Source organism: Photobacterium sp. GB-50 (assembly GCF_003026755.1).
Classification (GTDB): Bacteria; Pseudomonadota; Gammaproteobacteria; order Enterobacterales; family Vibrionaceae; genus Photobacterium.
In genome coordinates this window covers 313,135-326,404 of the sequence record NZ_PYNX01000001.1, presented here as the reverse complement: position 1 = coordinate 326,404, position 13,270 = coordinate 313,135, and the positions used below count along the sequence as shown (strand labels likewise).

The 13,270-nt window shown below is 40.9% G+C and carries 15 protein-coding genes and 1 riboswitch; of the genes, 4 read left to right on the top strand and 11 right to left on the bottom strand.

The features are described 5' to 3' along the window. Nucleotides 1-23: 23 nt before the first annotated feature. Genes minE through minC form a run of 3 tightly spaced genes read right to left on the bottom strand, consistent with a single transcriptional unit; the run spans nt 24 to nt 1,835 of the window. Nucleotides 24-287 carry a cell division topological specificity factor MinE gene (gene minE, locus C9J41_RS01380; protein ID WP_005370595.1) on the bottom strand — a complete coding sequence of 88 codons (264 nt, stop codon included), beginning with the start codon at nt 285-287 and terminating at the stop codon, nt 24-26. Between the two features lie 6 nt (nt 288-293). Further along, the gene (minD, locus tag C9J41_RS01375) at nt 294-1,106 is read right to left on the bottom strand and encodes a septum site-determining protein MinD (protein ID WP_107205597.1); all 813 of its coding nucleotides are present in this window, start codon (nt 1,104-1,106) and stop codon (nt 294-296) included. A gap of 24 nt (nt 1,107-1,130) precedes the next feature. Further along, nucleotides 1,131-1,835, bottom strand: a complete 705-nt coding sequence (gene minC / locus C9J41_RS01370) for a septum site-determining protein MinC (protein WP_107205598.1) — start codon at nt 1,833-1,835, stop codon at nt 1,131-1,133. 221 nt (nt 1,836-2,056) lie between these two features. Between minC and C9J41_RS01365 the strand changes: the two genes are divergently transcribed. Both C9J41_RS01365 and C9J41_RS01360 read left to right on the top strand, forming a co-directional pair. Next, nucleotides 2,057-2,335, top strand: a complete 279-nt coding sequence (locus C9J41_RS01365; RefSeq protein ID WP_005370601.1) for a YcgL domain-containing protein — start codon at nt 2,057-2,059, stop codon at nt 2,333-2,335. A gap of 7 nt (nt 2,336-2,342) precedes the next feature. Further along, a complete protein-coding gene (locus C9J41_RS01360; protein WP_045082690.1) occupies nt 2,343-3,311 on the top strand; it encodes a lytic transglycosylase domain-containing protein in 969 nt (322 codons plus the stop codon). Nucleotides 3,312-3,545: 234 nt separating this feature from the next. Here the strand turns inward: C9J41_RS01360 and C9J41_RS01355 are convergent, their stop codons facing one another. Beyond that, nucleotides 3,546-3,941 carry an H-NS family nucleoid-associated regulatory protein gene (locus C9J41_RS01355; RefSeq protein WP_045183993.1) on the bottom strand — a complete coding sequence of 132 codons (396 nt, stop codon included), beginning with the start codon at nt 3,939-3,941 and terminating at the stop codon, nt 3,546-3,548. A 361-nt stretch (nt 3,942-4,302) separates the two neighbouring features. After that, a riboswitch (Lysine riboswitch) is annotated at nt 4,303-4,483 on the top strand. 86 nt (nt 4,484-4,569) lie between these two features. Here C9J41_RS01355 and C9J41_RS01350 point away from each other — a divergent pair. Both C9J41_RS01350 and C9J41_RS01345 read left to right on the top strand, forming a co-directional pair. Then, nucleotides 4,570-6,168, top strand: coding sequence for a Na+/H+ antiporter NhaC family protein (locus C9J41_RS01350; RefSeq protein WP_107294112.1), 1,599 nt, complete (start codon nt 4,570-4,572; stop codon nt 6,166-6,168). Nucleotides 6,169-6,330: 162 nt separating this feature from the next. Continuing rightward, nucleotides 6,331-6,909: a thymidine kinase gene (locus tag C9J41_RS01345; RefSeq protein ID WP_005370610.1), complete on the top strand. Its 579-nt coding sequence runs from the start codon at nt 6,331-6,333 to the stop codon at nt 6,907-6,909. A 113-nt stretch (nt 6,910-7,022) separates the two neighbouring features. On the opposite strand, the gene hisIE is transcribed toward C9J41_RS01345, so the two are convergent. The 7 genes from hisIE to hisD are packed head-to-tail and all read right to left on the bottom strand — an operon-like array spanning nt 7,023 to nt 13,268. Further along, nucleotides 7,023-7,646, bottom strand: coding sequence for a bifunctional phosphoribosyl-AMP cyclohydrolase/phosphoribosyl-ATP diphosphatase HisIE (hisIE, locus tag C9J41_RS01340; protein WP_107205601.1), 624 nt, complete (start codon nt 7,644-7,646; stop codon nt 7,023-7,025). Then, nucleotides 7,643-8,416 (bottom strand): imidazole glycerol phosphate synthase subunit HisF, encoded by a 774-nt coding sequence (hisF, locus tag C9J41_RS01335; RefSeq protein WP_005370612.1) that lies wholly within the window; start codon nt 8,414-8,416, stop codon nt 7,643-7,645. Before hisF ends, hisIE begins: the two co-directional genes overlap by 4 nt. 10 nt (nt 8,417-8,426) lie before the next feature. Continuing rightward, entirely contained in the window at nt 8,427-9,161 is a 735-nt protein-coding gene (gene hisA, locus C9J41_RS01330) for a 1-(5-phosphoribosyl)-5-[(5-phosphoribosylamino)methylideneamino]imidazole-4-carboxamide isomerase (RefSeq protein ID WP_107290565.1), read from the bottom strand. Nucleotides 9,162-9,181: 20 nt separating this feature from the next. Then, nucleotides 9,182-9,829 carry an imidazole glycerol phosphate synthase subunit HisH gene (hisH, locus tag C9J41_RS01325; protein ID WP_107245566.1) on the bottom strand — a complete coding sequence of 216 codons (648 nt, stop codon included), beginning with the start codon at nt 9,827-9,829 and terminating at the stop codon, nt 9,182-9,184. Next, nucleotides 9,829-10,899: a bifunctional histidinol-phosphatase/imidazoleglycerol-phosphate dehydratase HisB gene (hisB, locus tag C9J41_RS01320; RefSeq protein WP_369917432.1), complete on the bottom strand. Its 1,071-nt coding sequence runs from the start codon at nt 10,897-10,899 to the stop codon at nt 9,829-9,831. Before hisB ends, hisH begins: the two co-directional genes overlap by 1 nt. Nucleotides 10,900-10,910: 11 nt before the next feature. After that, nucleotides 10,911-11,957 carry a histidinol-phosphate transaminase gene (hisC, locus tag C9J41_RS01315; RefSeq protein ID WP_107259504.1) on the bottom strand — a complete coding sequence of 349 codons (1,047 nt, stop codon included), beginning with the start codon at nt 11,955-11,957 and terminating at the stop codon, nt 10,911-10,913. 9 nt (nt 11,958-11,966) lie between these two features. Further along, a complete protein-coding gene (gene hisD / locus C9J41_RS01310) occupies nt 11,967-13,268 on the bottom strand; it encodes a histidinol dehydrogenase (RefSeq protein WP_107205603.1) in 1,302 nt (433 codons plus the stop codon). Nucleotides 13,269-13,270 lie beyond the last annotated feature (2 nt).

Genomic DNA, 13,270 nt, shown 5'->3' with positions numbered 1-13,270 from the left:
CGCCATCTGCGGGTTTTTCTGTATTAACGTTCTTCGTCAGGTAACGTCACGTTAAGTTCGAGTACGGATAAATCTTCCTCTTTATGATCAAGGTTCACAGACACTTGATTTGGGTCGATTTGAACGTACTTACTGATCACATCTAAAATATCTTGTTTTAGCTGGGGTAGGTAGGCTGGAGCCGGTTGTCCAGCACTACGACGTTCAGCGACAATAATCTGTAACCTTTCCTTTGCTACATTCGCTGTTTTCGTCTTTTTCGGGCGGAAAAACTCGAGCAGTGCCATATAAAGTTAGCCTCCAAATAAGCGTTTTAGGAAGCCTTTCTTCTCTTCCTCTAAGAATTTAAATGGGCGTTCCTCACCCAATAAGCGTGCTACTGTATCTTCATAAGCAATGCCAGCATCAGATTCTTTATCGAAAATAACGGGCTCACCCTTGTTAGATGCGTTTAGCACAGCTTGGCTTTCAGGAATAACACCTAAAAGAGGGATGTGTAAAATTTCTTCAACATCTTGAACGCTTAGCATTTCACCTTGCGTTACACGTGTCGGGTTATAGCGTGTTAGTAGTAAGTGTTGTTTAACTGCGTCTTTACCATCTTCTGCTCGGCGAGACTTAGAATCTAGAATACCTAAAATACGATCAGAGTCGCGAACAGAAGAGACTTCAGGATTCGTTGTTACAATCGCTTCATCAGCAAAGTAAAGTGCCATTAAAGCACCAGTTTCAATACCTGCTGGAGAATCACAGATAATGAAATCAAAATTCATTTTATCCAAGTCATTTAAAACACGCTCAACACCTTCACGAGAGAGTGCGTCTTTATCACGAGTCTGAGATGCAGGTAAAACAAAAAGGTTATCAACACGCTTATCTTTAATTAATGCTTGGTTCAGATTTGCTTCGCCGTTGATAACGTTTACAAAGTCATAAACGACACGTCGCTCACAACCCATAATGAGATCAAGGTTACGTAGACCAATATCAAAATCGATAACCGCCGTTTTTTTACCGCATAATGCTAGACCAGATGCAATGGCTGCGCTTGAGGTTGTTTTACCAACGCCGCCTTTACCTGAAGTAACAACGATAATTCGTGCCATTTACTAAATTCCTTATTAAAACTTTTATAAAGCAAGGTGCTCGATGCTAAGCGTATTATCAGTAATTGAAATTACAACACCCTTGCCCCAGAACTCATCCTGAATGTTATCACTTAGCCAGTAGTTTCCTGCAACTGAAATTAGTTCAGATTGCAAGTTCTGACAGAAAATTGTCGCTTCTAGGTCTCCGTTGGCTCCAGCTAATGCTCGACCACGTAACGTACCGTAAATATGAATGCAACCATCAGCAATAATTTCAGCGCCCGCACTCACATGGTTGAGAATGACAAGGTCACGATTTTTAGCATAAATCTGTTGACCAGAACGAACAGGAGTGCGAATGATAAGTGCGGACTCTCGGCCTTGAACTGGCTGAGAAGATGGCTCAGCCTCAGTAGATTCTACTGTTGTTTTTTCTTTCACCGTGCGTGCGGCATTCATAATAGCAAATCCAGCAGATTTTGCTTGATTTTGTAACGCTTGTTCTTTACAACCGCTGATACCTACAGGGATCATGCCCGCGTCGACAATTGCTCGTTTTAATTGCTCAAAATTAATATCTTTGCCTGCATTAGAGATATCGATAACAACGGGAGCTGATGCAAAGAAATTAGGTGCGAGTTCAATTTTTTCTTTTAGGTGATCGGTCGCTTTTTTGATATCACCATCAATTAAATGAAGCGCAGAGAGCGTAAATGAGCTCCCTTTAAGTTCAGTCGTCTTGGTCATGGTATTTATTATGGTTAATGTTTAAATTAACCATTCTTGTTGATTATCACAAAGGTACTAGCATGGTATATTCCCGAGCAGTTAGGGGCAAGTTATCCTTGCTTTGACATGGGAAATTCAGACAAAAGTCTCATCCTGTAGGGGGAAAAATAAACCAACGGGGAATGATACGTTAAAATAGCTGTCTGAAAGAATAAGCTTTAACAAATAGGTGAATTGAAATGTTGTGTGCAATCTATAAAAGCTTAAAAAAAGATAACACATATTTATATGTAAATAAGAAAGATGATTTCTCCGATGTGCCTGAAGTATTAATGAATACATTTGGTAAACCGCAATTTGTTATGGTGATAAAGTTAGAAGGGAGAAAGTTAGCCTTGGCCGATGTTGAAAAAGTAAAAGAAGCATTAAAGACCGTTGGTTTCTATCTTCAAGTTCCACCGCCAGTAACAAATTTATTGGATCAATATAAAGCCGAGAAAGCCGGCAGAGCTAATTAAGGTTATTATGCATAAGCGTTTTATATCGGCCGTTGTGGCCTTAGGACTAGGGATTTCCTCAACAGCTTTTGCTGCTGATGAAGGGTTTAACGCATATATAAATAAATTAAAAGCAGAAGCGCGTAGTAATGGTATTTCTGAGCCTATTCTCGATTCAGCTTTTAAAGGCATTACATTTACTCATCGTGCAGTAAAGGCAGATAAAAACCAACCTGAGAAAAAGTTAACATTAGATCAATATATTCCACGCGCTGTACCTGACTGGAAAGTAAAACAAGCACGTCGTTTATATCAAGAGAATAAAACAACATTAGATCGGATAGGTAAAGAATACGGCGTACAGCCACGTTTTATTGTTGCGTTGTGGGGAGTTGAAAGTAACTTTGGTAAATTACAAGGTAATTACCATGTTGTTGAAGCATTAACCACGTTGGCTTATGAAGGTCGTCGTGAAGCTTTATTTCGTAAACAAGTGATGGCGGCATTACAAATCCTTCAAGAAGGACATATTACGATTGATGAGATGAAAGGATCATGGGCAGGGGCGATGGGTCAATGCCAATTTATGCCAACATCTTATTTAACCTTTGCGGTTGATGGTAATAATGATGGTAAAGCTGATATTTGGAATACTAAAGCGGATGTTTTTGCATCTGCAGCGAATTACCTAAAAAAATCAGGTTGGAATGATAAATATACTTGGGGACGTCAAGTTAAGATCCCATCATCATTATCGGCCGATTTAAAAGGTACGGGTGTAGAAAAAACCAAAACACTAGCACAATGGCAAACACTCGGTGTTCGTACTATGAGTGGTGGGAATTTACCCAAAGAAGACATTGATGCATGGTTAATTCAACCTGATGACGAACATGGGCGTGCTTACCTTGTTTATGGTAATTACCAAACATTAATGAAATGGAATCGTTCTCATTATTTTGCTTTAGCTGTCAGCCATCTTGCTGATCGTATCTAATAGCTATAACCAATAATAAAAGGTTATCTGTATTGAAAGTCAGGCACTACTGCCTGGCTTTTTATTTTGATATGTGTTTTCTATATTTAAAAGCGAATAAATATTTGCCTAGACATATCTTTAAGCAATTCGAAAACAGCGTTGTTTAGATTGATGTCTATAATTCTTGGTTCATGACAGTATAAAAAAAGCCCAACTAAGTTGAGCTTTCTAAATATATGGTAGGAAATGAAATTAGATTTCAAATTCTTCTAAAGATTTACCATTTTCAAGTGCTTGCTTAAGCGCGCTTGGTGTACGGCCTTGGCCTGTCCACGTTTTTTCTTCACCGTTTTCATCGATGAATTTATATTTAGCTGGACGTGCAGCACGTTTTGCTTTTGGTGCTTTTGAAAGGCTTGCTAACAATTCTTCAGGGTCGATACCATCAGCTAATAGCATTTCACGGTATTGAGCTAGTTTTTCATTACGCTCATTTTCTTTTGCTTGTTCTTCTTCTTCAGCTTCAGCACGTTCTTGAACAACGGTAGTTAATTTCTCTAAAGCTTCTTCTAGTTGCTCTAAAGTATATTCACGAGAAAGTGCACGAAGACTACGAAGGTTTAAAAGTGCTTTCATTGCATCAGACATTTTTATATTTCCTGTTATTTTTAACTAACTGTAAATAATAATAGCAGTGTCGAATCATTTATTACAATAGTAATGCTTTTATTCATTATGTCAAAACACTTTAAACATTCTTTATTGTTAATTGTTAATAATAGCGATATTCGTATTTTTATAAAAATACGAATATCGGATTTATGCTTAATAGATGTTTAAATGGTTACAAAATGAAACATATCTGCTCGTAGGTTCATAATATTTAATGGGTGAAGCTATACTTAGATAAGATTATATTTATAAAGCAATGTTATTTGTTCTGTTGTTAAATGTTTCATGTGATGTTGTTGCAAATAATGAAACATTACGTAGAATAATCGCAACCTTGATGTAAGGTAGAGGCGCGTTATCTAATAGTAATTAACAAGAGGGTGAAACCAATGACGGTTAATGAAAGGAGCTAATGCCGAAGTAAGAGTGACGTCAAATCCTTTTTCTGGGGTTGTATTGAATAAGTGCAACACTGCCATAGTATATAATCATATTCACTATGGAGCGCTACTGTGAAAAGAGAAGAGCCAAGACGTTCTTCAAATATGGTTAACCGCCATGTTATCCAGTAGATCTCCAACCTAATTCGGTTGTCTTTGAGATCATGAATTTAGTAGATTACTCCCATTCATTAGTATCCATTATTCCTCCTATTGTTGCGTTAGGGTTAGCGATACTTTCTCGGCGTGTGTTAGTTTCTCTTGGTGCGGGTATCGTATTAGGAGCACTTTACTTAAATGACTTTTCATTTAACCATTCAGCTTCTTATTTAGGAGGCACTATACAAAACTTATTCATATCTGATGGTGGTATTAATACCTGGAATATGAGTATTGTTTTATTCCTCATTATATTAGGCATGACGACAGCATTGTTAACATTGTCTGGTGGTACTCGTGCATTCGCTGCATGGGCACAAACAAAAATTAAAACAAAAAGGGGCGCGAAACTGCTTGCTGCTTTTTTAGGTGTGTTTATTTTTGTTGATGATTACTTTAATAGTTTAGCGGTGGGTTCTATCGCTCGTCCCGTAACGGATCGCTATTACGTATCGCGTTCTAAATTGGCTTATATATTAGATTCAACAGCCGCTCCAATGTGCGTTCTAATGCCGGTATCGAGTTGGGGTGCGTATATAATTACGTTAATTGGCGGTATTTTAGTTACGCATGGAGTAACAGAATATACACCTTTAAGTGCCTTTTTAACGCTAGCGCCAATGAACTTCTATGCTATTTTTGCTTTAGCTATGGTTTTTGTTGTGTCTTGGTTCCAATGGGATATTGGACCAATGAAAAAACATGAGATGGCAGCAATGCATGGCCGTGGTTTTGATGAAGGCGGTGATGTTGATGAACAAGCAAAAGATTTAACTGACGAATTAGAAATTGTTGAAAGTACGAAAGGTAAAGTTGGCGATTTAATTTGGCCGATTGTTATTTTAATATTTGCCACGTTCTTTTTTATGGTTTTTACAGGCTATCAAGCATTAGCAGCAGATGGTAAATCTTTTGCTCTGCTAGGTGCGTTTGAAAATACTGATGTCGGTAAGTCACTTTGTCTTGGTGGTTTATTTGGCTTAGTTGCTGCGATTATTCCAGTCATTCGCCAGCGTATTGCATTTAATGAAGTTATTCGCACATTATGGATTGGTGCTAAATCCATGTTTGGTGCGATTTTAATTTTATTATTCGCGTGGAGTATTGGTAGCGTTATTGGTGATATGAAAACGGGTCAATATTTATCAACCCTTGTACAAGGGAATATTAACCCTATGTTATTACCGATGATCTTATTTTTATTATCAGGCGTGATGGCATTTTCTACAGGTACGTCGTGGGGCACGTTTGGCATTATGTTACCTATAGCTGGTGATTTAGCTGGGGCAACCGATATTACCTTGATGTTACCAATGCTAGCGGGAGTATTAGCAGGCTCTGTATTTGGTGATCACTGTTCACCGATTTCAGATACTACAATATTGTCTTCAACGGGGGCACGTTGCCATCATATTGATCATGTCGCAACGCAACTTCCTTACGCAGTTTCTGTCGCCTTTGTTTCTACTATTGGCTTCCTTGTGCTAGGTATGACTGACTCATTACCCGTAGCCTTCATCGCGGCTATAATTACTTTTATTATGGTTTGTGTGTTGTTTGCTTGGTTATCACGACGTACTTATGTCCCAACAGTAAAAAGCTGATTTTATCTCTGTTCTTTTAAGCCCATACACTTTTCATGAAAAAGAGTATGGGCTTTTTTGTAACTAATGTGTACTTGTTAAGTCTATCACTTTTCATTGTGAGTGAATTTCTGTAGCATCGGCGCAGTTTTTTTAAACCAATCGTATTACTAGGGAATCCTCATGGCCCAAATGTATTTCTATTACTCTGCAATGAATGCAGGGAAATCGACCACATTATTGCAATCCTCGTTTAATTATCGCGAAAGAGGAATGACCCCCGTTATTTTTACTGCTGCGATTGATGATCGCTTTGGTGTGGGTAAAGTCAGCTCTCGTATTGGTTTAGAAGAAGAGGCTGAGTTATTTAATGCAGAAGATGATTTATTCGAACGATTAAAAGCGTTATCAGATAAAGGTAAAATTGATTGCGTATTAATTGATGAATGCCAGTTCTTATCTAAAGCGCAGGTGTATCAATTAACGGAAGTGGTCGATAAACTCGATATTCCGGTTTTATGTTACGGCTTACGTACAGACTTCTTAGGTGAACTTTTTGAAGGGAGTCGTTACTTATTATCGTGGGCGGATAAGTTAGTTGAATTAAAAACAATTTGTCACTGTGGTCGCAAAGCAAACATGGTGATCCGTCAAGATGAAACCGGTCGTGCTATTGCTGATGGTGAACAAGTTGAAATTGGTGGCAACGCACGTTACGTATCAGTATGTCGATTACATTATAAAGAGGCATTAGGTCGTTAATTATTTAATGATAATAGGGATAGTCCTTTTTATCTTATCCAGTAATACGTAATTATTGCGAAACAAAAAGCCAGCTTATTTGGCTGGCTTTTTCATCGTAACTGACGATTGAATTATTTCTTATTATGACGCTCTTGCAGTTTATTCGTCACATCTGACAGTGATAAACCTTGATCTTGAAGTAGTACAAGCAGGTGATAGATCAAATCCGCTGATTCACATACTAATTCCGCTTTGTCACCCGACGTTGCCGCAAGCGCGACTTCAACACCTTCTTCGCCCACTTTTTGCGATATACGCTTGGTGCCACGGGCGTAGAGGCTAGCTGTGTAGGAAGACTCAGGATCTGCACCTTTACGACTCGCCAAGAGCTGCTCAAGTTGATGAAGGAAAACCAGTGACGGTGGCTGAGCATCACTTTCATCAGAATCAAAACAGGTGGTCGTGTTTAAGTGGCACGTTGGACCAATTGGATCGACGTGTACTAATAAGGTGTCTTGGTCACAATCAAGCTGAATACTTTTAAGTTGCAGTACATTGCCTGATGTTTCACCTTTCGTCCACAGGCGCTCTTTGGTGCGAGACCAGAAAGTGACTTGTTTAGTATCAAGTGTCTTTTGAAGCGCATCTTCGTTCATGTAGCCAAGCATTAGCACTTGACCACTGGCATTATCTTGAACAATAGCAGGGATCAGTCCGGCTACTTTTTCCCAATTGATTTTGGTTAATAAACTCATAGTCGGATCTCCACATTTTGCGTTTTCAGAAATTGCTTTAACTCACCAATGTTGATGATTTGTTTATGGAAAACAGAGGCAGCTAAGGCGCCGTCTACATTCGCAAGCTTAAAGGCATCGCTAAAGTGCTGCATTTCACCCGCACCACCAGAAGCAATTAAAGGCACGTCACATACACTGCGTACCATGTTGAGTTGCTCTAAGTCGTAACCATTACGTACGCCATCTTGGTTCATCATGTTCAGTACGATTTCACCCGCGCCACGACGTTGAACTTCTTCAACCCAATCACGTGTTTGCCATTGGGTAGCTTTGGTACGCTTTTCATCACCAGTAAATTGGTATACCTGATATTGACCTGTTTCAGCGTCAAAATAGGAATCAATACCGACAACGATACATTGCACACCGAACTTATCCGCCAATGTGGTGATTAATGTTGGATCTGCCAGCGCTGGTGAATTGATAGAGACTTTATCTGCACCAAATTGAAGAATACGGCTCGCATCGTCAGCAGATTTAATCCCACCTGCGACACAGAATGGAATATCAATCACTTCTGCAACGCGAGATACCCAGCTTTTATCAACAACACGACCGTCACTTGATGCGGTAATATCGTAGAAAACCAATTCATCTGCGCCTTCTTCAGCGTAACGTTTTGCCAGTGGTACAATGTCGCCAATGATTTCGTGGTTACGAAATTGGACACCTTTTACAACTTGACCATCACGTACGTCTAAACAAGGAATAATACGTTTAGCTAACATTGCGGTCTCCTTAATTGTTCCAGCATGTAAAGGCTTGATCGGCAGTAAACTTACCATCAAGTAGGGCGCGACCGACAATAACGCCAGCCACACCTGAGCCTTTTAATGCTGCAATATCATCAAGCGAGCCAATGCCACCAGATGATTGAAATTGTACTTGCGGGTACTGGCGACAAAGATCGACATACAGTTCGACATTTGAACCAGCCAATGTGCCATCGCGAGAAATGTCAGTACACAGCACGTGCTTTAAACCCACTTTTAAGAAATTTTCTAATAGCGCCTCAATAGTAACGCCTGAATCTTCTTGCCAACCAGAGACAGCGACAATGCGGTTACCGTTGTCATCAATGTTGATATCCAGAGCCAATACGATGTGTTCAGCACCGTATTTTTCCATCCAACCTTTTACCATTTCTGGTTGTTTAACGGCGGTAGAACCAATTACCACACGTTTAGCACCAGCGTTTAACAGATCTGCGACGTCTTGCTCGGTGCGTACGCCACCACCAATTTGTACATTGGCTGGTGTGCTTTTGAGTAGTTTTTCAATTAAAGATAACTGACGCGCTTGCGTATCTTTTGCGCCCGTTAAATCAACCAAATGTAGCCAGTTAGCGCCAGCTTGGTGGTAAAGATTAAATTGCTCTGCGGGATCGACTTTGTATTCTGTCACTTGACCATAGTCGCCTTGGAATAGACGAACGACTTGGCCTTCAATCAGATCTAATGCTGGAATAATCATAACAAGTCCTTTTGTTATCGTTATAGTTCGAGGAAGTTTTGAATGAGTTTCGCGCCAGCTTTACTTGAACGCTCTGGGTGAAATTGCACCCCGTAGTAATTGCCATTTTGCACTGCTGCGGTAAAGCTTTGACCATATTGCGCGCTGGCGATGGTTTTGCCACCTTGCTGCGCGGTATGATCAAATACAGGCATGGCGTAACTATGAACGAAATAAAAATAGCTTCCCGCAGGAATACCTTTAAATAGTGGGTGATTATCTTCCGGTGTAATGGTGTTCCAGCCCATATGTGGCAGCGGTAACCCCTCTGCTTGGATTTTCTCTACAGAAGCATTACACAAATCTAAGCAGGGAATAATTTCACTGCCATTTTGCCCGTGCTCTTGCGACGCTTTACCCAGTAATTGCATACCTAAACAGATACCTAATAATGGCTTAGTCACTTGCTTGACTAAGCCAACTAAATCACGCTGTTGTAGGTTCTGCATTGCTTCACTGGCGGTACCGACACCCGGAAGAAAAAGTTTATCGGCAGCAAGTACAACTGCTGGATCTTTGCTGACTTCTACTTGATAGCCAAGACGTTCAATAGCAAAGCGAACAGAAGAGACATTGGCACAGCCGGTATCAATAATGACGACGCGCTGCTGAGTATTGGTTGTTGTCATTACAACACTCCTTTACTGCTTGGTAGCTCGTTACCTTCTACTTTAATCGCTTGGCGTAATGTGCGCCCGAAAGCTTTAAATAGGCTTTCAACAATGTGGTGGTCGTTATTACCTGATGATGATAAGTGCAGAGTACAAGCGAGCGTATCAGTTAAAGATCGGAAGAAGTGCGGCACCATTTCCGTTGATAAATCACCGACTTGATCACGACTAAATTGTGCTTCAAATTTTAAATACGGACGACCAGAGAGATCTAACGCGCATTGTGCTAAACACTCATCCATCGGTAGGCTAAAGCCAAAGCGGCCAATTCCACGTTTATCACCTAAGGCTTTTTTCAACGCTTCGCCTAACGCAAGTGCAGCATCTTCAACACTGTGGTGATCATCGATGTGTAAATCACCATCAACGGTTAAGGTCATTTGAAAACCGCCGTGCGTGGCGATTTGATCTAACATGTGATCAAAAAAGCCAAGGCCAGTTGAAATCGTATTACCGCCCGTTTGATCTAAATTCACTTTAACGCGAATGTCAGTTTCTTTGGTGGTTCGTACTACTTCAGCAATGCGAGGTTGGGTGGTTAAATCCGTTAATATCTGCATCCAATTCATGGTTTCAGGGTTGTACTGTATACCACGAATTGCCATATTTTCAGCAAGCTGTAGATCGGTAATCCGATCACCAATGACTGCAGAGGTTTCAAAGTCGACGCGACCTTGTTGAAGGTACTCTTTGACCAGTCCAAGTTTAGGCTTACGGCAGCTACAACCTTCGTTATCAAAGTGAGGACAGATCAGCACATCGCTAAATACTACACCTTGTGATTCGAAGATTTCCATCATCATGTTATGTGGCGCATCAAAATCTGCCTGTGGGTAGCTATCTGTACCTAAACCATCTTGGTTTGTCACCATCACTAGTTTGTAGCCTGCGTTTTGCAAAGCAAGTAGGGCAGGAATCACATTCGGTTCAAATTTAAGTTTGTCTAAACGGTCTACTTGAAAGTCTACTGGCGGCTCAACAATTAAGGTGCCGTCACGGTCAATAAATAAAATCTTTTCCTTGCTCACAATCAATGTCCTTATTGTTGTTCTAATTGGCTACGAATAAAGGCGAGAGTTTTCTCACACTCATCGCGGTTACCTACACTGATTCGAATACAGTTTTCAATCGGAGAGCGGCGTAAAATAATGCCGTTATCCCATAATGCTTTAAAGAGTTGATCTGCATTAGGGAATTCAACCAGTAGGTAATTACCGTAGCCATCAAATACGGTTACGCCATCTAACATGCTTAAACCCGCTTGTAAGTAAGCGCGGTTAGCACTGATATCAAGCACTTGGAATTTTGTTCGTGCTCGACCTGCTTCCGATAGGGCTTGGACTGCAATTTCAGTGACAGGTACAGGTACGGGGTAGGGGGCAATCACTTTAAGCAAAACATCGATAATATCGCTGTTAGCAATGGTAAAGCCACAGCGCAAACCCGCTAGTGCAAACGCTTTTGATAACGTACGAAGAATGACTAAATTAGGGTAGCTTGACAGTAAATCGCTGGCGCTTTCTTCTAAGCAGAAATCGATATAGGCTTCATCAACAACGACTAGGGCTGAGTTTACTGTCATATCGAGCAGGGCTTCAATGTCTTTACGTGCTAACAAGTTACCTGTCGGGTTATTCGGGCTACAAACGAAAACTATTTTTACGCCATCAAGGTTTTGTGAAATGGCCTCTAAATCTAATTGCCACTTGCTTGTGAGCGGAATAACTTTCGCATTTACATCGTAAGTTTCAGCACTGATGGCATACATGCCATACGTCGGTGGACAATATAAAATACTGTCTTGGTTTGGCTCACAAAAAGCGCGGATCAGAAGTTCGATACCTTCATCGGCACCACGTGAGGTTAACACTTGCTCGGGTTTTACATTGGCATAGTCTGCGTAGGCATTGATTAATGCTGGTGGCTGACATTCGCTGTAACGGTTTAATCGAGCAAGACTAATGCTGTACTCGTTATCAAACGGCGATTCGTTGGCGTTTAACCAAATATCTCCGTTGCCGCCTAATCGACGGGCTGATTGGTAAGGGGTTAATTCACGTACTGTTTTACGTGCTAGTCTTGCCATCGTCATGATTTATCCCTCACGCTTAGCCGTTAATTTTTCAACACGGATTGTTACTGCACGTTTGTGGGCATCAAGACCTTCAGCATCGGCAATCGTGGTTACTGTTTTTGCTAACCCCAGTAGGCCATCCGCAGACAGCTCTTGTACTGTCATACGCTTAGAAAAGTCAGCCAAGCCTAAACTTGAATAAGTCCGTGTATAACCATAGGTTGGTAATACGTGGTTAGTACCAGATGCATAATCACCAACAGATTCAGGTGACCAGTTACCTAAGAAAATAGAGCCAGCATTGTCAAGTAATGGCACTAAATCACGTGGCGTACGGGTTTGAACAATTAAGTGCTCAGGCCCATAGTTGTTAGAAATCGCAATACACTGCGGTAATGTTTCAGCGACAATTAATAGGCTTGAGCCTAATGCTTCTTTAGCAATATCTGCACGTGATAATTGAGCTAGTTGACGTTGAATAGCATCTGCTGTTTTATCAGCAATCACTGGATCAGGCGTAACCAAAATGACTTGAGAATCAGGGCCATGCTCTGCTTGGCTAAGTAAGTCAGCAGCGATAAAGTCAGGATCTGCGCTGCTATCAGCAATCACTAATACTTCAGAAGGGCCTGCTGGCATATCAATAGCAGCACCACGGAAATCATTACTTACTTGACGTTTAGCTTCTGTTACAAAGGCATTGCCTGGGCCAAAAATCTTATCGACTTTAGTGACGGTTTCGCTGCCGTAGGCCATTGCCGCAACGGCTTGTGAACCACCGACGTTGTAAACATCATCGATGCCACATAATTTGGCAACGTATAAGATTTCATCTGCAATAGGCGGTGGAGAGCACAGCACCACTTTTTGGCAACCTGCTATTTTAGCGGGCACGCCGAGCATTAATACGGTTGATGGTAGTGGTGCACTGCCTCCTGGAATATACAAACCGACTGAATTAACAGGGCGTGTCATTTGCTCACAGATGATACCTGGCTGTGTTTCTACACGAAGTGTCGGTTGCTTCTGTGCTTTATGGAAGGTACTGATATTGTTAAAAGCTTGCTGTAGCGCTTCTTTCATCTCTGTACTTAATCGAGCACATGCATCGTCGATTTCTGTGTCACTGACTTTGATGGATGCTGGACGAATACCATCAAATTTTTCTGTCAGTTCCAGTAAAGCTTCATCACCACGTTCACGGACATCGCTAATAATGCCAGAAACAATAGCGCTAATATTAGCGCCATTATTTACGGCTGGTCGAGCAAGAAGATTTTCTCGCTGACTTTCACTTAAGGATTGCCATACAACTGTCTTCATCG